Source organism: Helicobacter sp. 11S02596-1 (assembly GCF_002272825.1).
Taxonomy (GTDB): Bacteria; Campylobacterota; Campylobacteria; order Campylobacterales; family Helicobacteraceae; genus Helicobacter_J.
In genome coordinates, this window is the sequence record NZ_MLAM01000001.1 from 234,603 (window position 1) to 253,659 (window position 19,057).

16 protein-coding genes and 2 pseudogenes are annotated in these 19,057 nt (G+C 41.4%); all 18 read left to right on the forward strand.

The genetic code is table 11. From position 1 onward, the window contains the following. Window positions 1-39: 39 nt before the first annotated feature. The 18 genes and pseudogenes from aepY (at window position 40) to BJI48_RS01195 (ending at window position 19,031) form a co-directional block, all read left to right on the forward strand. Window positions 40-1,209: a phosphonopyruvate decarboxylase gene (gene aepY, locus BJI48_RS01110; protein ID WP_095330954.1), complete on the forward strand. Its 1,170-nt coding sequence runs from the start codon at window positions 40-42 to the stop codon at window positions 1,207-1,209. Continuing rightward, entirely contained in the window at window positions 1,199-2,242 is a 1,044-nt protein-coding gene (locus tag BJI48_RS01115) for a phosphonoacetaldehyde reductase (protein WP_095330956.1), read from the forward strand. The genes aepY and BJI48_RS01115 overlap by 11 nt, the downstream gene beginning before the upstream one ends. Before the next feature lie 9 nt (window positions 2,243-2,251). Then, window positions 2,252-3,208: a LicD family protein gene (locus BJI48_RS01120; RefSeq protein WP_095330958.1), complete on the forward strand. Its 957-nt coding sequence runs from the start codon at window positions 2,252-2,254 to the stop codon at window positions 3,206-3,208. Beyond that, window positions 3,205-5,121, forward strand: a complete 1,917-nt coding sequence (locus BJI48_RS01125; RefSeq protein WP_095330960.1) for a glycosyltransferase — start codon at window positions 3,205-3,207, stop codon at window positions 5,119-5,121. The genes BJI48_RS01120 and BJI48_RS01125 overlap by 4 nt, the downstream gene beginning before the upstream one ends. 237 nt (window positions 5,122-5,358) lie before the next feature. After that, window positions 5,359-5,820, forward strand: coding sequence for a methyltransferase domain-containing protein (locus BJI48_RS09610; protein WP_257874336.1), 462 nt, complete (start codon window positions 5,359-5,361; stop codon window positions 5,818-5,820). Window positions 5,821-5,831: 11 nt separating this feature from the next. Next, the gene (locus tag BJI48_RS01140) at window positions 5,832-6,809 is read left to right on the forward strand and encodes a polysaccharide deacetylase family protein (RefSeq protein WP_095330964.1); all 978 of its coding nucleotides are present in this window, start codon (window positions 5,832-5,834) and stop codon (window positions 6,807-6,809) included. A 47-nt stretch (window positions 6,810-6,856) separates the two neighbouring features. Next, window positions 6,857-7,711, forward strand: a complete 855-nt coding sequence (locus tag BJI48_RS01145) for a methyltransferase domain-containing protein (RefSeq protein WP_095330966.1) — start codon at window positions 6,857-6,859, stop codon at window positions 7,709-7,711. Then, window positions 7,711-8,277: a class I SAM-dependent methyltransferase gene (locus tag BJI48_RS01150; RefSeq protein WP_095330968.1), complete on the forward strand. Its 567-nt coding sequence runs from the start codon at window positions 7,711-7,713 to the stop codon at window positions 8,275-8,277. The genes BJI48_RS01145 and BJI48_RS01150 overlap by 1 nt, the downstream gene beginning before the upstream one ends. Continuing rightward, window positions 8,274-8,621, forward strand: coding sequence for a hypothetical protein (locus BJI48_RS01155; protein ID WP_095330970.1), 348 nt, complete (start codon window positions 8,274-8,276; stop codon window positions 8,619-8,621). Before BJI48_RS01150 ends, BJI48_RS01155 begins: the two co-directional genes overlap by 4 nt. After that, on the forward strand, window positions 8,621-9,445 hold the full coding sequence (locus BJI48_RS01160; RefSeq protein ID WP_257874337.1) for a glycosyltransferase family 2 protein: 825 nt from the start codon (window positions 8,621-8,623) through the stop codon (window positions 9,443-9,445). Before BJI48_RS01155 ends, BJI48_RS01160 begins: the two co-directional genes overlap by 1 nt. Continuing rightward, the gene (gene wecB, locus BJI48_RS01165; protein WP_095330972.1) at window positions 9,442-11,730 is read left to right on the forward strand and encodes a UDP-N-acetylglucosamine 2-epimerase (non-hydrolyzing); all 2,289 of its coding nucleotides are present in this window, start codon (window positions 9,442-9,444) and stop codon (window positions 11,728-11,730) included. The genes BJI48_RS01160 and wecB (BJI48_RS01165) overlap by 4 nt, the downstream gene beginning before the upstream one ends. A gap of 138 nt (window positions 11,731-11,868) precedes the next feature. After that, window positions 11,869-13,488: a glycosyltransferase gene (locus BJI48_RS01170; protein ID WP_095330974.1), complete on the forward strand. Its 1,620-nt coding sequence runs from the start codon at window positions 11,869-11,871 to the stop codon at window positions 13,486-13,488. After that, complete coding sequence (locus tag BJI48_RS01175; RefSeq protein WP_095330976.1) at window positions 13,478-14,530, forward strand: glycosyltransferase family 2 protein; 1,053 nt, start codon at window positions 13,478-13,480, stop codon at window positions 14,528-14,530. The genes BJI48_RS01170 and BJI48_RS01175 overlap by 11 nt, the downstream gene beginning before the upstream one ends. Window positions 14,531-14,704: 174 nt before the next feature. Further along, window positions 14,705-15,685: a glycosyltransferase family 2 protein gene (locus BJI48_RS01180; RefSeq protein ID WP_095330978.1), complete on the forward strand. Its 981-nt coding sequence runs from the start codon at window positions 14,705-14,707 to the stop codon at window positions 15,683-15,685. Window positions 15,686-15,709: 24 nt separating this feature from the next. Further along, a pseudogene (locus BJI48_RS09615) lies at window positions 15,710-16,111 on the forward strand (glycosyltransferase); the annotation flags it as partial. Between the two features lie 135 nt (window positions 16,112-16,246). After that, window positions 16,247-16,921 (forward strand): annotated as a pseudogene (locus tag BJI48_RS09620) (glycosyltransferase); the annotation flags it as partial. Window positions 16,922-16,923: 2 nt separating this feature from the next. Beyond that, window positions 16,924-18,084, forward strand: coding sequence for a UDP-N-acetylglucosamine 2-epimerase (non-hydrolyzing) (gene wecB, locus BJI48_RS01190; protein WP_095330982.1), 1,161 nt, complete (start codon window positions 16,924-16,926; stop codon window positions 18,082-18,084). Continuing rightward, complete coding sequence (locus BJI48_RS01195) at window positions 18,081-19,031, forward strand: Gfo/Idh/MocA family oxidoreductase (RefSeq protein ID WP_095330984.1); 951 nt, start codon at window positions 18,081-18,083, stop codon at window positions 19,029-19,031. Before wecB (BJI48_RS01190) ends, BJI48_RS01195 begins: the two co-directional genes overlap by 4 nt. Window positions 19,032-19,057: the final 26 nt, after the last annotated feature.

The window sequence follows — 19,057 nt, forward strand, 5'->3', positions numbered from 1 at the left end:
ACCTATCGCATTTGACAACCCACGACAAAAAGGAAAAATATGCTTGATACCCAAGAATTTGGCAAAATATTAAAACAATATGATTTCAAAACCTTTGCAGGCGTTCCTTGTAGTTTTTTAGCCCCTCTGATCAATCACGCCTTAAATGAAAAATCTTTTATTATGGCAAACAACGAAGGGGACGCCATTGCGATTGCTTCAGGGATCAGTCTTTCCCAAAACGAAATTGGTGTTGTTTTGATGCAAAATAGCGGGCTTTCCAATGCCCTCTCACCACTCACGAGCCTCAATTACACGTTTGAACTGCCTATTTTAGGGTTTGTTTCCTTGCGGGGAGAGGCGGGCATTGCCGATGAACCCCAACACGAACTTTTAGGCACTATCACCGACAAAATTCTAGAAGTTTGCAAGATCGATTATGATTTTTTAAGTCCCGATATTTCTGAAGCTTCCAAACAAATATTATCAGCAAGAAATGCGATTGCCAATAATAAAAGCTTTATTTTCATCGTGCGAAAAAACACTTTTAAGCCCGTAGAACTCCAAACCCAATCCCCTATCCCAGCCAATCCCCACCTCTGTGTGCTAAAGACACCAAAAACACAGAACCCCGAAAAAGAAAAACCCAAAAGAATAGAAGCCCTGCATATTATCCATCAATACAAAGAGGCCATCATTCTAGCCACTACAGGCAAAACAGGCAGAGAACTCTATGAAATCACAGACAGCCCCAATCAACTCTATATGGTAGGTTCTATGGGTTGCATTTCTCCTTTGGCACTAGGGCTAAGCCTAAAAATCACACAAAAAGTCATTGCTATTGATGGGGATGGGGCGTTGCTTATGCGTATGGGGAATCTGACTACTAATGCTTTCTATGCAAAAGGGAATTTCTGCCACATCTGCCTAGACAATCAAAGTCACGATTCTACTGGGGGGCAATTTAGCTTATCGCCTTATTCGGATATCCCCCAAATTGCGCTCAGCTGTGGCTATAAAAATGTTTTTACTCCAGAGAATTTGGAGGATTTCAAAAATACTTTGGATCATTTTATATATTCTCAAAATCCAGAAGGTGCGACTTTTATCTACCTACCAATCCAAAAAGGGAGCAAAGAAAACCTAAGTCGCCCCAAAATCAAACCTAAAGAAGTAAAACAAAGATTGCAACATTTTATTAAAAACTCAAAGGATAAAAATGGAATTTGATTTTTACAATCCAGTCAAAATCAAATTTGGCAAAAATCACCTAGAAGAAATCAAAAATATCCCGTATGAAAATATTCTATTAATCACTTCAGAATATTTCAAAAAAAATGGACTGGTCGATAAAATCAAAAAATTAAAACACCTCACTGCCATCATCGATACTATCCCTTCTAATCCGCAAATTCAAATGTTTGCGTCTTTGCATAACCTAGCAGAATCCTGCGATGCCATTATCGCAGTTGGTGGGGGAAGCGTGCTTGATGTAGCCAAGATTCTGAGCCTCCGTGCTCCTATTGGCATAAAAGGGGATGACATTTTCTTGCAACAAACCTCTCCTATCATCCCTGTATATGCCTTTCCCACGACAGCTGGCACAAGCTCAGAGCTTACCCCTTGGGCAACGATTTGGGATAAAAGCAACAATAAAAAATACTCTCTCCATTTAAAACATCTCTATTGCAAAGAAGCTATTTATGACTGCACATTGATGATGAGTCTGCCTGAAGACATCACCATATCGAGCGCCCTAGATGCGCTGTCTCACGCTATAGAATCTATTTGGAACAAAAACGCCAACCCTATCTCCACCCACAATGCCCTCAACGCCATCTCTCTGATTACAAACCACCTGCCCGATTTGATAGCCCAGCCAAACTCGCTTTTTTTGAGAGAACAAATCACGCTTGCTAGTATTTTTGCAGGTCTGGCATTTTCATCAACACAAACAGCCCTAGCTCACGCTATGAGCTATCCTATCACTATGCAAAAAAATATCCCCCACGGCATTGCCTGTAGCTTCACGTTGCCATTTTTGCTAGATCACCTGACCAACCAAGCCTCAAAAGAGATTCTCTCGCCTTTTATCAAGCCCATCAAAGATCTTTTTAAAAAACTCAAAGTCGCCACAGAATTTAAAGATTATAATATCAGCAAAAAAGATATTGAAACGATATTCCAATCCCTAAATGCCAGGGCAAAAAATAGTCTTTTTGACCTAGAAAACATCAAATCTAGTTTATTGGGCAAATCATAAGGAGTGAAAATGAAAGAATCTGGAATAATGGATCCGCAACTACTAAAAAGACTTCAAGAAAAAACACTTGATGTTGCCAAAGAATTTAAAAGGGTTTGTGAAAAATATCAATTAAGGTATTTTATGTCCTGTGGCACTTTGCTTGGAGCGGTCCGCCATAAAGGCTTCATCCCTTGGGATGATGATATGGATTTTTATATGCCACGGCAAGATTATGAAAAACTTCTTGAACTTGATAGACAAGATTATCTAAATCAGACACATCAAGTTTTTAACTCAAAATTTATCCTTAAACACTGGAATAAGACGCAAAATTACATTTGGAATTTTGCAAAGCTTGAAGATACCACAACAACCTGCATTGAATCCACAATTGCTAAAAACAATGTCAAATACAAAAGCGGTTTGGGGATCGATATTTTTATCCTTGATGGGGGAGGAAACGACCCTGAAGAAGCAAAAAAACATTTTCATAAGCTTTTAAAATATGGGAATCTCCGCTACCAAAAATATTGGGAAGCAAAAGTCTCAGACAGAAACAAATTCCCTATCAAGCAAATCAAGCAAGCTATCCTTACGACCCGTTCCAAACTTTTATTCAACCCTGTTTTAAAATATTTTCAACACAAAATTGAACTTCTATCCCAAAAATACAAATTCGATGACTCCCAAATCGTTGCCAGTGGCTTTGTGTTGGGAGTATATCAAAACGCCATCCATTATCTCAAAGATTTTCAGCCAACGTTACAGCTTGATTTTGAAGATACGCAATTCCCCGCACCCAATAACTATAATGCCTACCTCACAAGGCTTTATAATGATTATATGATACCCCCCCCCTCGAGCAAAGAACCGGGCATATGCCATATTACATCAATCTCGACCTGCCATTTTCAAAATACAAGGCTGATTACTATGATGACAACTAAACCGCTGATGACACTTATCAAAAGAATCGCACAATGAAAATACTCCATCTGGTTTCTCAAGATTCTGGCGGTGCGGGGCGTGCGTGTTTGCGGTTGCATTTAGCCCTTTTGAAGCAAGGGATAGATTCGGTGATGCTGGTGCAGACCAAAACCTCAGATATTCCCAGTGTGGTGAGATTGGCAAAAACTAAAACGCAAAAAATCATCGAAAAACTCCGCCCTGCCCTCTGTAATCTCCCGCTCGCATTTTATCCCAAGCGCCACAAGGATATTTTCTCCATAGATTTCCTCCATAACGGGCTTTTGATAAAAACTATCAACGACCTCAATCCCGACATCGTGCATTTGCATTGGATCAATGGGGGGTTTTTGAATATCAAAGATTTAAAAAAAATCAAAGCCCCACTGCTTTGGAGCTTACACGACGCTAACCCCTACACAGGCGGCTGCCACGTAGTGGCAGCCGCCTGTGTAGGGGTTAGCGTTCGTTGTAAAAAATGCCCCCTGCTTCATTCTAGCTTCCCGTTTGACCTGAGTTTTTGGGGCTTTAGAGCCAAGCAAAAAACCTACAAAGAGCTTAATCTCACAATCAACGGGCTAAGTCGCTGGATTGCTAGGTGCGCTAAAGAATCCGTGCTATTAAGAGACAAAAAAATCATCAACTTACCCAATCCTATCGATACAGAGATCTACTCCCCGATGGATAAAAACACCGCACGTGAAATCCTCAACCTCTCCCATCGCAAAAAAACCATTGCCTTTGGTGCGCTTAGCGCCACTAGTATCGAAAGAAAGGGCTACCCGCAGCTCAAGATGGCTTTAAGCAAGCTTGAAAACAAAGAAAATATTAGGATTATCATTTTTGGGGCTTCGGCAAATGAAAACGGCGAGATAGAAAATATTGAGGGTATAGAAACCCACTATCTTGGGCATCTCTATGATGATATGAGCTTGAAGTTGGTTTATAACGCTGCTGATGTGGTGGTTGTGCCAAGTTTGGCAGAATCCTTTGGGCAAGTTGCAAGCGAAAGCATTGCGTGCGGGACACCCGTAGTGTGTTTTGATGTTGGAGGGCTCAAGGACATTATCGAACACAAAAAAACAGGCTATCTTGCAACCCCCTTTGAGGCTTCTGACTTGAGCGCTGGGATCGAATGGGTGCTCAATCTCTCTACCCAAAATTATCAGATTCTTTGTCAAAACGCACAGCAAAAAGCCATAAAAAATTTTAGCTCCAAAAAAGTATCTCTAGATTACATCAAAGCTTATGAAAATATCCTTGGGGGGGGGGGCTTAATTTATCAAGCGTTTTATAATCACTCTAAAAAAACTATTGCCTTTGGTGCGATTAGCGCCACAGCCATTGACAGAAAGGGTTACCCGCAACTCAAGATGGCTTTAAGCAAGCTTGAAAACAAAGAAAATCTTAGACTCATTATTTTTGGGGCTTCGGCAAATGAAAAAGGCAATATAGAAAATATTGAGGGTATAGAAACTTATTATTTAGGGCATCTCTATGATGATATGAGCTTGAAGCTGGTTTATAACGCTGCTGATGTGGTTGTCATCCCAAGTTTGGCAGAAAATCTCAGCAATGCCATTATGGAATCGCTCTCTTGTGGCACGCCTGTAGTAGCGTTTGATATTGGTGGCAATGCCGATATGATCACGCACAAACAAAATGGCTATCTTGCCAAGCCCCTAGATTGCGAGGATTTCAGTGCCGGGATTGCGTGGATTTTGGGTCTCACACCTCACACCTACGCCACCATCGCCCAAAATGCGCGCGACAAAGTCTTGAGAGATTTTGAATCCGCAACCATCGCAAAACGTTATATTGAAGCCTATCAAAATATCTTACAAACGAATTTAGCTATAATGCCAATACAAAAAAACACCAAGGAAAGTTTTGAAACATCTGATTATCAAAATAATCAAGCTCCCTTTTAGAATCACCAAAAAATCTTATCATAAGATAAAAGCACTCTTTAATCGCCATTTTAATAAACCTAACTGGAAAAATATGAGGCATTTGCAACCTATCTCCAATATATTTGGCTTAGACAGGGGCACACCTATTGATAGGGCATATACCAACGATTTTTTAAGCAAAAATTCTTGCCACATTCAAGGTGTAGTATGCGAAATTGCCGAATCTCGCTACATAAATAAATACGGGGGGGGGGAGTGAAAAAAACTGAAATCTTACACATCAATCATAGTAATCCCAATGCCACGATTGTAGGTGATCTCACGCAATATCAAAATCTCCCTAAAAACTATCTTGACTGCTTTATCTGCACTTTCACATTAAATTTTATTGATGAATATCAAAAAGCGATTGCAGGCATTCACTCTATGCTAAAAACAAATGGCGTCGCACTCATCACCGTAGCAGGTCTCATCCAAATCAGTCGCTATGATTATGAGCGCTGGGGCGATTACCATCGCTTCACCGATATGGGCATACAAAAAGACTTTAACAGGGTATTTGGTGAAGCAAATGTGATGGTGCAAGCCTATGGGAATGTGCTTACTGCGATCGCGGAATTGCAAGGCATTAGTGCAGAAGAGCTAAAACCAGAAGAATTATCTTATCAAGACAATGACTATCAAGTAGTTATCGCCATCAAAGCCATAAAAAGATAAAAACAAAACGTATGAAAAAAGCTCTGCTAAACCAACTCTCGCAACTCAAAATCATTCAAAAAATATTTAGAGGAAACGCCTCTATTTTAATGCTCCACCGCATTGCACCACTAGAAAATAACCGACTTAGCCCGAATGAAAATATGAAAGTTACACCTGATTTTTTGGAAGATTTCATCACAACTTCCTTATCAGAAGGCTATCGCTTCATCTCATTAGATACTCTCTATGAAGGTTTGATTCAAGGAAATTTAGAAAAAAAATCATTAGTGATAACCATTGACGATGGCTATAAAGATAATTTCATTTTTGGTTATCCTATTTTCAAAAAATATCAAATCCCTTTTTGTATCTATGTTTGCACATCTTTCCCGCAACGCTCGCATAATATGTGGTGGTTTGCTCTGGAAGATTATTTGTTAGAATCTGATATGGTTACTATTGCTGGGGAGAAAATAGATGTAAAAAATGTCAAAGATAAAGAATACGCATTTTTAAGATTGCGTGATATTATCATTGCCAATTCCTCAAGCTATGAAGATGCCAACTCCATTATGAACAAACTAGGTATTTTTTATGACCCTAGACATTATGATTCTTTAAGTATGGGATGGGAAGAAATCAAACTACTATCTCAAGATCCTATCGCTACAATCGGCAATCACACCCATTCTCACCCGATTTTTAATAATCTCTCCCCTGATCAAATCACCCAAGATATCCAAACTGCCAACGAATTGTTTAAATCCAAGATCAACTACACCCCCAAGCATTTTGCCTACCCCTTTGGAAGCAGGATTGAAGTGAGTTCGAGGCATTTTGAGCTTATAAAAAATCTAAACTTTAAAACAGCTACAACAACAAGACAAGGGACTATTTATCCACAACATAAAAAATTTTTAACCGCATTGCCTCGAATATTTTTTCACGAAAATTTCAGACTAGAAAATAGCTTTAAAATACGCAAAAAAATAATCATAACTGCTTAAAGATTTATGTTGTATAATCTCACAAAAAACAGAATTAAAGGCGTGTGATGCATATACCATTAGAAGACAAAAATCTTTCTCCCTATGAACACCAAACCATCCAATCGTTGCTCAATGCACAAAACCCCGAGCTAAAAGATGATCTAGAACAAATCTGGTATTTGATGGATAAGGTCTGGTATGAAATGGGTTGCGATAACCGCAATTTAGATTGGGAAAAAATTGGTGCGTATTACAATCATCCCGTTTGGATACTCAATGGTCTCTTTATCGAAAGCCACGAACTTTCTATGCAAATCCGCCAAGACATCGCTTCCTACATAGCCCATTCAGATTTTGAAATCATTGTTGATTATGGCGGGGGTTTTGGGAGCTTAGCCAAGACTATTGCCCAAAAAGCCCCTGAGAAAAAAATCCTTATTTACGAACCATTTCCTAGCGAATATTCAAGAAAATGTATTAAAGATTATCCCAATATCAACTTTATTGACACACTTCCCAAAGAAATCGACTGCATTATCGCTACAGACGTATTAGAACACGTAGAAGATCCCCTAAAAACCTTTGAAGAAATGATAACCCCATTAAAAATCGGGGGCGAAGCGCTCATTGCGAATTGTTTTCACGGGTGTATCCAATGCCACCTGCCACAAAATTTTCACTACCGCTACACTTTCAATCTTTTTGCCAAAGCAATGGGATTAGAAAACCTAGGTATTTTACAAAACACTCACGCCACCATCTTTAAAAAAATCAAAAATCAAAAATTACATCCAAGTATAAAATCTCTAGGGGGGGGGGCAAGTAAAGTGATGTTTGCCATCATCTCTTCGTTGGAATTTGCAAGACCCTATCTAAGACCTATCAAGCGATATATTCAATCCAAACTCAAAGGAAAATAATGCCCCCACTCTGCCCATTATGCCAGCAAGACCATTGCGAAATTGAGCAAACCATTCACAAAAATGATCTCATCAAGCTCTATGAGCGTGCATTCAAAATTGATGTTGGCCCCCTGATTGCTTCAGATGTCTGCTACTGGCATTGTAAAGATTGCGATCTGAGATTTTTTACCGATAAAAATGGCGAAATGCCCACCGGCGATGATGATTTTTATAATGCGCTCAACAAGCTACCCTGGTATTATATGGATGAAAAAAACGAATACCATCAAGCCAAAAACTTTATCAAGCCCCAAGATAGAGTTTTAGAAGTTGGTTGCGGCAAGGGAGCATTTGCGAAATTTTTATCTACACCAGATTATGTCGGGCTTGAATTCAGCACTGATGCCAAGAAATTAGCCCAATCACGTGGCATACAAATTGAAAATATATCCATCCAAGAATATTCCCAATCACATCAAGGTTCTTTTGATGTAGTGTGTAGCTTTCAAGTGCTTGAGCACGTAAAAGATCCTCGAGGCTTTTTGAGTGGGAAACGTGAGGCTCTTAGGGGGGGGGGCATATGATTATTGCTGTGCCTAGTGAGAGCGCTTTTCTCAAAGATTGCGTCAATGGAATCTTAAATATGCCACCCCATCACGTCAGTAGATTTTCAGATGACACACTCAAAAATATCGCTAAGATTTTTGATTTGGAACTTCTAGGGATTTATCACGAAAGTGTCCAACCAGAACACACAGATTTTTATCGCTCTGTAATGTGGGCAAAAAAATTTCTCCCCACCCCGCTTATTGATACAAGTCTCCTCCGCAAGCTTATCAACAAACTAGGAATCATTGGAAAAAAAACCATCCCTATCCACCCAGATACCTATGGGCACACCGTGCTAGCAGTCTATAAAAAACACTAATGCCAATGACTTCCCCCGCTCCCCTCATCTCTGTTATCACCATCGTTTATAATGACGCCAAAAACATCGCAAAAACCCTAGAATCAGCGCTCTCTCAAACCTACCCAAACATCGAATACATCATCATTGATGGGGATAGCACCGATGGCACAAAAGCAATCATTCAGGGCTTTTTCACCAACAAACCCGCCCATTTCAAGCACGCCATCACCACCTTTGTGAGCGAAAAAGATGGGGGCATTTATGATGCGATGAACAAAGGCGTGAAGCACGCCAATGGAGAATGGTGCAACTTTATGAACAGCGGGGATGTGTTTTATGCCAACACCACGCTAGAAGAGATGATGAGCCAATACCACGCCCGCAACACCCCCGGTCATATCCTCTATGGCGACACGCAAGTGATTTTTGATCCCTCTTGCTCCAAAATTATGCGCAGTGGCACCCATCACAAATACCACCATCGTTTCACCCACCAATCCAGCCTCATCCTCACCTCGTTGCTACGCACCTACCCCTATGATACACGCTTCAAAATCGCAGGCGACACCGCATTTTTTACCCAAGCCTACCATCTCGGCTATCATTTTATCCAGCTTGACCTTGTCGTTTGCGTCTTTGATCTCAATGGCGTCTCTGGCTCGCTTTCGTGGAAAATGTTTGCTGAAGACTGCGCTATCGGTTATAAATACAATAAATTATTTCCTATTTTGCACGCTGTTAAATATATCTTTTACACTATCCCACGTGTGGTATTACGCAATCTCTTGCCTGCTAGATACAAAAATCTTGCCAGGGTCAAGCTCGGGACAAAAAAGCAATGAATTTCTCTCATCTCCCCCATCTGTCTTGCCATATCCTTTTTATCCGTTCCAATTCTTGCGACCCCGATGTGCGGGTGTTTAAAGAAGCCAATTCCCTCCTAAAAGCAAACACCCATATCCGTGTTTTGGCGTGGGATAGAGACAACAACCAAAACACCATCTCCAAGCAAAGCTTGCAAAATGGAGAAATCCTCATCGAAAAAATCGGTATCCCAGCAAGCTATGGTGCGGGGTTAAAAAACCTCTTGCCGCTCATCAAATTCCAGATCAAAGCCCTATGGCATATCTTTAAACATCGCAAAAATATTGATGTAATCCACGCTTGCGACTTTGATACCGCCTTGATGGCATTTGTTGCTACAAAGATTTTAGGCAAAAAACTTGTTTATGATATTTTTGACTATTACATCGATGCTGCCAATGTCCCCAAAAAGATCGCATTTTTGGTAAAAAAAATCGATACATTCATTATCAATCACGCCGATGCGGTCATCTTGTGTTCTGAAGAAAGAATCAAACAAATCTCCCCAGCAAATCCCAAAAAGATTCACATCATCCACAATTCCCCCGCCAAAATACAGCCCCAAAAAACACATACCCCGCCCCACACAGACAAAATAAAAATTGCCTATATCGGCGTATTTCAAGAGGGGCGGTATCTCAAAGAATTGCTTGAAATCCTTGCTGAAGAAAAAGATTTTGAACTCCACATCGGCGGGTTTGGACCATTAGAAAACACCATCAAATCCTATGCCAAAAACCACGCCAATATCATATTTTATGGCAAAATCCCTTATGAAAAAACCCTAGAAATCCAGCAAAATTGCGATGTTCTCCTCGCCCTCTATGACCCCACGTTCAAAAACCATCGCTTCGCTGCTCCTAATAAATTTTATGAATCCCTTTTTCTTGGAAAACCCCTCATAATGGTCGCCAACACAGGCTTTAGCGAAATTATCCAAGCCTATGACATCGGCATAGTGATAGAATTTTCTAAAAACAACCTGCAAACAGCTATCAAAAAAGCCCACAAAGAAAACAATCCCAGCAAAATCCAAACCCGCAAACAGCTCTACCAAAAGCATTATTGCTGGGAGATTATGGAAAAAAGATTGCTAGGGCTTTATGAGGATTTTGAAAATTTCACACCCAAGCCCATCGTGTGTGCTATCTTTGGCACAAGACCCGAAGCCATCAAGATGTGCCCGCTCATCAACGAGTTAAAAAAATGTGAAAATATCTCCACCCTCACGATTCTAAGCGGGCAACACAAAGATATGGTTAAGCCTATTTTGGATATTTTTCGCCTGCAACCAGATTATGATCTATCTATCGCTCAAAATTCCCAAACCCCCCAAAGTATCACCATCAAGCTCCTTACAAGCCTCAAAGAGATTTTTAAAGACTTCAAACCAGCCATTATCCTTATACACGGCGATACTTCCACGTCATTTGCCACCGCTTTGTTTTGTTTCTATCACCATATCCCTATCGCCCATATTGAAGCAGGATTGCGCACCTATGACCTCCAAGCCCCTTTCCCTGAAGAATTTAACCGCCAAGCCATTAGCCTCATCGCTAAATTCCATTTTGCCCCCACAGATCGTAACAAACAAAATCTCATCAAAGAACAAAAAAACCCAAAAAATATTTTTGTAGTCGGCAACACCGCCATTGACGCACTCAAGACCACCATCAAAGAAGATTATCATTCTGAAATCTTAGACTGGGTAGGAAAAAACAAGCTCATTATCCTCACCGCCCACCGCCGTGAAAATATCCCCTATGGACTCAAGTGCATTTTCCAAGCCATCAAAATGCTCCTCCAAGCTCTCCCAAATCTAAAAATCATCTACCCCATCCACCCCAACCCACGCATCAAAGAAATCGCAAAAGAATGCTCGCTAAATTCAAAAAATATCAAAATCATCCCCCCTTTGGACGTGATAGATTTTCACAATCTCCTCAAACACGCCGATCTTATCCTCACTGACAGCGGGGGTATCCAAGAAGAAGCCCCCAGTCTTGGCAAGCCCGTTTTAATCTTGCGTGATGTAACCGAGAGGATCGAGGGGGTAGAAGCAGGCACGCTCAAGCTTGTCGGCACTGATAGTCAAAAAATATTTGAAGAATCCTTGAGATTGCTAGGCGACCCAGAAGCCTACCAACAAATCGCAACCATCAAAAACCCCTATGGCGACGGCTATGCAAGCCAAAAGATTGTAACAATACTGCAAGATTATCTTGCTAGCAAAAATACTGCTGGGGGGGGGGCTATAGACTAAAAGACACAACACGCCCGCTCTCTTCGCCCGCTCTCCTCACTGCACTCATCGCAACCGCTCCCATCAATCGCCCCGATTACACGCCTTTTTCCAAATCTCTCTGTAAGCCCACCTTAAAAGACCCGCAAGGACACGCCCGTGTCGCCTAAAATCTCCATCATTATCCCTGTCTATAATGTCGCCCCTTTTATTACCCGTTGCTTAGATTCGTGTATCCACCAGACCCTAACAGACATCGAAATCATCATCGTTGATGATTGCGGGAGTGATGATTCTATCAAGATTGCGACAGAGTATGCGAGCAAAGATAATCGAATCAAGATTATTTCCAACCCCCAAAATCTAGGCACATTTCACGCAAGAATCATAGGGGCAAATAACGCTAATGGGCTTTATTGTATGTTTGTTGATGGTGATGATTTTTTACACCCTGGGGCTTGCGAAATCGCTTTTAGGGCAATCTCAAAGCAAAAAGTTGATATTTTGGCATTGCGAATGCAACATTTTCCAAAGACATTTTTGCGTATCAATCCTCGCAACCATCAAGGCAAGCTCATAGAAGATAGTTTGCGCCAATATCTCTCCAAAAGCCCCAATGCCCAATCACTCTGCGATAAAATTATCCTCACACAAATACTCAAAAATGCCTCTAAGGCGCTAAATTTTGTCCAAAAACCATTGCGATTTTTTGAAGATGGGTTATTATTGCTTGTAGGGAGTTTTTTTGCAAAAAGTTATTTTGGGCAAAAAGATTTTATCTATTTTTATTGTCATAATGCCCAATCAGTCAGTAGAACCCACACGCAAGAGAGTTTAAAACAAAAATATGCCAATCTAAAATATATCCTCGAAATACTAGAAGAACTCAAAAAAGCGTTCCCGAGTTATGGTGTTTTTATCGACAATTTTGCCAAAAAAACCGCAAGTGCACTGATTTTGGAAGCAAGATTTTTCGATAAAGAAGCCTTCCTCCAAGCCTATAAAATCCTAAAAAAACACCATTTCACCAAAAAACCCCCAAAAGGTGATAGCTATATCCAAGCAGTCGGGCTGTCTTTGCGTTATCATTTTAGGTGGCAAAACCTCATCAGGCTATTTGCCTATCTGTTAGGCTTCAAAAAAATAGACAATTTTATTATCAACCAATCTGATGTAATGCATTTCTCCCCTCAAGCAAGTGCCAAAACGCTCGCCCCAACCAACATAAACAAAATCAAAATAGCCTATGTTGGGGAATTTCAAGAAGAAAAATATGTGAAAAAATTGCTTGAAATAGTTGGAGAAAATCAAGTGCTTGAACTACATATTGGGGGCTTTGGGATTTTAGAAAATATTATCAAAACTTATGCCAAAAAGCATTCTAATATCATATTTTATGACAAAAACCCTTATGCAAAGACCTTAAAAATCCAGCAAAATTGTGATATTTTCCTTACACTCTTTGACCCCACATCACCCAATCATTACTTTGCTATGCCTAATAAAATTTATCAAACCCCCAGTCTTAGCAAGCCTATCTTGGTCCTAAATCCCTATGATGAACAATTTATAAGCCAAAAGATTGTAGCAGTCTTGCAAGATTATCTTGCTAGCAAAAATACTGCTGGGGGGGGGGGCTATAGACTAAAAGACACAACACGCCCGCTCACTGCACTCATCGCAACCGCTCCTATCAATCGCCCCGATTATAAGCCTTTTTCCAAATCTCTCTGTAAGCCCACCTTAAAAGACCCGCAAGGACACGCCCGTGTCGCCTAAAATCTCCATCATTATCCCTGTCTATAATGTCGCCCCTTTTATTACCCGTTGCTTAGATTCGTGTATCCACCAGACCCTAACAGACATCGAAATCATCATCGTTGATGATTGCGGGAGTGATGATTCTATCAAGATTGCGACAGAGTATGCGAGCAAAGATAATCGCATTACCATCTTGCATCATTCTCAAAATTCTGGATTATTCCAAGCCAGAAAGACAGGGGTAGAAAATGCGAGGGGGGATTATTGTATGTCTTGTGATGGCGATGACTTCTTAGACCTTGAGGCTTGCCAAATCGCTTATGAAGCCATCATCAAAACCAATGTCGATATATTTGCCTTGCAGTTACAGCATTTCCCAAAGACCCTTAAGCGTATCCCCCCGCATATTTATCAGGGCTTATGGACAGGTGATAGTATGCGTAAAATCTTCTCCAAAGGCAGAGACGCACAGAGTTTATGCAATAAAATCATCGCCACCCCATTATTGCAAAGCGCCTATGAAGCACTCCATTTTGTCAAGAAACCCCTTTTATTTTGTGAAGATGGCTTGGTGCTTTTAGTAGCAAGTTTTTTTGCCAAAAGCTACTTTGGACAAAATAAAGTTATTTATTATTATTGCAACAACGAACAATCAATGACCCGCCAAAACTCCCCAGAAATCCTCAAGAAAAAATACGACAATCTTGAATATATCCTTGAAATCCTGCAACATTTAAAAAAATCTTTCCCGCAATATAGCAGTTTCATTGAAGATTATGGCAAAAAGATTGCAAGCGCATTGATTTTAGAAGCACGGCTCTTTGGAAGAGAAGCCTTTCTCCAAGGCTATAAAATCCTAAAAAAACACCATTTCACCAAAAAACCTCTCTGGGATGATAGCTATATCCAAGCAGTCGGGCTGTCTTTGCGTTATCATTTTAGGTGGCAAAACCTTGCAAGGCTCATCGCCTGCATTTTGGGTCTCAAAAAACTAGCCACCCTCATCAAGCAAGCTAATGCAAAAAAACCCAATGGGGGGGGGGGGCAAGCCACAACCTAGAAAGCCATAGACTACAAAACCCCAGACTAAAAAATCTAAAACACGCAAAAAACCCAAAAAACAAACCCCGCACACAGCCTACCAACAATCCAGCTTATCTGCCTGCCAACAATCCAATTTTTTCCCCCGCTTATCTACCGGCTTATCTCCCCAATCTAGCGCAAGGACACGCCCGTGTCGCCTAAAATCTCTATCATTATCCCTGTATATAATGTCGCCCCTTTTATCATTCGTTGCCTAGATTCGTGTATCCACCAGACCCTAAAAGACATCGAGATCATCATCGTTGATGACTGCGGGAGCGATGATTCTATCCATATCGCCAAAGACTATGCGAGCAAAGATAATCAAATAAAAATTATTTCCAACCCCCAAAATCTAGGCACATTTCACGCAAGAATCATAGGGGCAAATAACGCCAGCGGGCTTTATTGTATGTTTGTTGATGGTGATGATTTTTTACACCCTGCCACCTGCGAATTATGCTTGCAAAAAGCACATATTTTTAAAAAACATCAAAAAAAATTGCCCGATATTATCCATTTTGGTTTGGATTTTTTTCCCCCTAATTTCAAACGCAAAACCCCAAAAATTATCACAAAAGATTTGAAAAATGAAAATATTCTTAAAAATATTTTTCTTGATTGCCCTACGCCTCCTTGGAATGTATGTGGCAAACTTTACAAAACAGAGCTTGTGAATAAAGCTTCCAAAAAACTCGATTTTGCAGATAAAAAAGTCTCTATGGCTGAAGATGCCCTGCAAAATTTTGTCATCACGCTTTTGGCAAAATCATCCACAGGGATCAAAAATAAGCTCTATTTTTATTACGAAAATACCACCTCCATCACCCGCCAATCCACCCCCCAAGCCCGCGACAAAAAAATCGCTGATATAGACACCATTATCCACTGGCTAGATATTTTAAGCTCTGATAAAGAATTAAACTCCCACCCGTATTTTTATCCTGCAAAATACAAAATGCAAGATATTTTGCGATCCGTTATTGTGCTTGAACACCGCTACGATCAAACAAACACCATCATCCCCGCCTATTTAAAAGCGTGTTTGAAATCTCTTAAACACCATCACAAATGGCAAACTTATGCTAGAATCATTATTTTTATCTTGAGTTTTTCAAAAATAAAACTTTAAAATCAAAACCTTAGAGGCAATCCCTTGAATAAACCGGTATTCGAGCTTTTAGGCAAAGCGGATGAGAGCAACCCCGCTGCTATCAGCGCCCATCAAATAGAGCAATGGGAAAATCAAAAAATCCTCACCTATCTAGGCACAACCAATGATGTCAGAAGCCATATCGCCCAAGCGAGCTGTATTGTTTTGCCAAGCTATCGTGAGGGCGTGCCACGCGTGCTTTTGGAAGCAATGGCAATGGCTAAACCCATCATCACCACCAATACACCCGGTTGCAAAGAGCTAGTTTTCAATCCCAAACCCCAAGGCGACATCCTCATCGGCGAAAATGGCATTTTATGCGAACCCAAAGACGCCTCCTCGCTCGAAAATGCCTGCAAGTATTTTTTGAGCCTCACAGACACGCAGCGGGCAAATATGGGCAATGCAGGGCGCCAATATGCCAAAACCTTTGACCTCGCCCACATTATCGGTATTTATAAAAGCAAGCTAACGGGGCATTGCGGGGCAGTTAGCTTTGTTTCTAATTCCTCCTTTGGGATGGTGAATTTTCGCCTCGAAGTCTTAAAATCTCTCCAGAATCTCGGCTTTACTATCCATATCATCGCCCCGCAAGATGAGTTCAGCGACAAACTCATCAATGAGGGATTTTTCTTCCACCCTATCACGCTTGATCCCAAAGGGCTAAACCCTGCTAAAGACCTCGCCACATTTTTTCAAATCAAAAAAATCCTCGCCTCCATCAAACCCACAATGAGTTTCCACTACACCATCAAGCCTGTGATCTACGCTTCGATTGCCTGTGCTAGCCTCAAAATCCCTACTATCAACATCATCACCGGGCTTGGCTATGTCTTTACCGATTCGACATCAAAAAACCTCAAAGAAACCCTAAAGAAAAAAATCCTAAAAATATGGGTATCAAAAATGTATCAAACAGCCCTCAAACACGCCCAAGAAGTCTGGTTCCTCAACCCCGATGACCAAACAGAATTTATCAATAGAAACATCATCACCCCATCAAAAGCCTTTTTGCTCAAAAGCGAGGGGGTCGATTTGGAGCATTTTTCACCTGATTTTTCACCTGATTTTTTGCCCCGTTCTGTTGTTGCACCCTCTGAAAAAACCATCTTTTTGCTGGTTGCTCGAATGCTTTGGGACAAGGGCGTAGGCGAATTTGTAGAAGTTGCCCGCAAGCTTGCCTCCCCACATCTCCCCCCAAACGCACCAAGATAGCGATGATAAAAATCCTCACTATCTTGGGCGCAAGACCGCAATTCATCAAAGCAGCCTGCCTCAATCGAGCCTTTAAACACTACCCAAATATCACCGAAACCATCGCCCATACTGCCCAACACCACGACAAAAACCTCAACACGATTTTTTTTGAAGAACTCCATCTCACCCCGCCTGCCTACCAACTCCCCCCGCCAATTGGTGGCAATCGATTGCAAACCATCGCAAGAATGCAAAATGCCCTAGAAACAATCCTACGCACCCACCAACCCGACGCTACGTTGGTGTATGGCGATACCAACTCCACACTCGCAGGCGCACTCGTCTCCCACCAGCTAAATATCCCCATTATCCACATCGAAGCGGGTTTGCGCTCCTACAACTTTGATATGCCCGAAGAAAAAAACCGCATTACCACCGACAAGCTAGCCACTTTGCTTTTTTGCCCCACCGAACTTGCCAAAAATAATCTCCTAAACGAGGGACTTACCGAATCAAAATGCCATATCATCGTTTCAGGCGATATTATGAAAGACAATGCCCGCTATTACGCCCCCTACGCCAAAAAACCCCCTATCCCTATCAAACAAAATTTTGTCCTTGCGACCTTGCATAGAGCCCAAAATACCGATGATCTCAAACGCTTGCACGTTATCTTGGAAGCGCTAGAAACCATCGGGGGCAAAACCCAAGTCATCTTCCCTATGCACCCCCGCACGGCGGGCAAATTTCGCAATGATGGGCCTGGCGATGGATTTGAAAATGCCAGCGAATTTGAAAATACAGATGGATTTGAAAATAAAAAACTCCAAAAAAGCCATTACAAACATATCACATTCGCCCCGCCTCTAAGCTACCTCCAAACCCTCTGGTTACTCCAGCACGCCCAAGCGGTGCTGACTGATAGCGGGGGATTGCAAAAAGAAGCGTATTTTTTTAACAAACCTTGTTTGATCTTGCGAGAAGAAAGCGAATACGAAGAGCTTATCAAGGCAGGCTGTGCGGTCCTAATGGGTGCTGATAAAGAAAAAATTATTGAAACTTTTGGTAATATGCGGGATTTATTTCATCCCCCTTTCCCGCCTCATTTGTATAGCCCACCAGAACCATACGTCGGGGATTCGGGGAATTTGATTGCAAAAAAAATCTTGGAGATATTATGAAGACCTTTGGTATCATCGGCGTGGCTGGCTACATCGCCAAAAAACACCTTCAAGCCATCAAAGATACGCAAAACAGCCTTGTTTGTGCGCTGGATAAAAACGATTCGGTGGGTATTTTGGATAGTTATTTCCCAGAGGCGGATTTTTTTATTGAATTTGAACGCTTCGATCGCCACATCAACAAGCTCAAACGCAAGCAACAAGGCTTGGATTTTATCAGCATTTGTTCGCCAAACTATCTGCACGACAGCCATATCCGTTTTGCCCTACACAACGGCGCAAATGCCATCTGTGAAAAACCTCTTGTCCTCAACCCCTGGAATATCGATAGCCTTTCTGACATCGAGGCAGAAAGTGGCAAAAAAGTCTATAATATCCTCCAGCTCCGCCTCCACCCCAGTATCCTCAAGCTCAAAGCAAAGGTCCAAAACGAACTCCAAAACAACCCTAATAAAGTCTATGACATCACGCTGACCTATCTGACAAGTCGGGGAAAATGGTATTTTGTCTCCTGGAAAGGCGATGAGAGCAAAAGCGGGGGGATTGCGACAAATATCGGGGTGCATTTCTTTGATATGCTGTGTTTTATCTTTGGGACACCCAAAAAAAGCAGTGTCCATACCAGCAAACCCGATTGTATCGGGGGATACCTTGAGCTCAAACACGCTAGGGTGCGGTGGTTTCTCTCTATCAACCCCGCACATATCCCCCCAAATATCACCGATAAAAAAACCTACCGCTCGATCATCATCGACAACGAAGAAATCGAATTTAGCGATGGTTTCACCGACTTGCATACCAAAAGCTATCAAGACATTTTAGATGGCAAGGGCTTTGGCTTAGAAGATGCCAGGATGTGTATCCAGATTATTCACGATATTAGAAATACCCAACCCATCGGGCTTGTGGGCGATTATCACCCTTTGTGCCAAAAGGTGCTAGCGTGAAAAGCTGGCGTGATTCAAACAGCGTT

Excerpts from the sequence above, each read along its gene's own strand:
- aepY (WP_095330954.1), top strand. The coding sequence starts at position 40 with ATGCTTGATACCCAAGAATTTGGCAAAATATTAAAACAATATGATTTC.
- BJI48_RS01115 (WP_095330956.1), top strand. The coding sequence starts at position 1,199 with ATGGAATTTGATTTTTACAATCCAGTCAAAATCAAATTTGGCAAAAAT.
- BJI48_RS01120 (WP_095330958.1), top strand. The coding sequence starts at position 2,252 with ATGAAAGAATCTGGAATAATGGATCCGCAACTACTAAAAAGACTTCAA.
- BJI48_RS01125 (WP_095330960.1), top strand. The coding sequence starts at position 3,205 with ATGAAAATACTCCATCTGGTTTCTCAAGATTCTGGCGGTGCGGGGCGT.
- BJI48_RS01140 (WP_095330964.1), top strand. The coding sequence starts at position 5,832 with ATGAAAAAAGCTCTGCTAAACCAACTCTCGCAACTCAAAATCATTCAA.
- BJI48_RS01145 (WP_095330966.1), top strand. The coding sequence starts at position 6,857 with ATGCATATACCATTAGAAGACAAAAATCTTTCTCCCTATGAACACCAA.
- BJI48_RS01150 (WP_095330968.1), top strand. The coding sequence starts at position 7,711 with ATGCCCCCACTCTGCCCATTATGCCAGCAAGACCATTGCGAAATTGAG.
- BJI48_RS01155 (WP_095330970.1), top strand. The coding sequence starts at position 8,274 with ATGATTATTGCTGTGCCTAGTGAGAGCGCTTTTCTCAAAGATTGCGTC.
- BJI48_RS01160 (WP_257874337.1), top strand. The coding sequence starts at position 8,621 with ATGCCAATGACTTCCCCCGCTCCCCTCATCTCTGTTATCACCATCGTT.
- wecB (WP_095330972.1), top strand. The coding sequence starts at position 9,442 with ATGAATTTCTCTCATCTCCCCCATCTGTCTTGCCATATCCTTTTTATC.
- wecB (WP_095330982.1), top strand. The coding sequence starts at position 16,924 with ATGATAAAAATCCTCACTATCTTGGGCGCAAGACCGCAATTCATCAAA.
- BJI48_RS01195 (WP_095330984.1), top strand. The coding sequence starts at position 18,081 with ATGAAGACCTTTGGTATCATCGGCGTGGCTGGCTACATCGCCAAAAAA.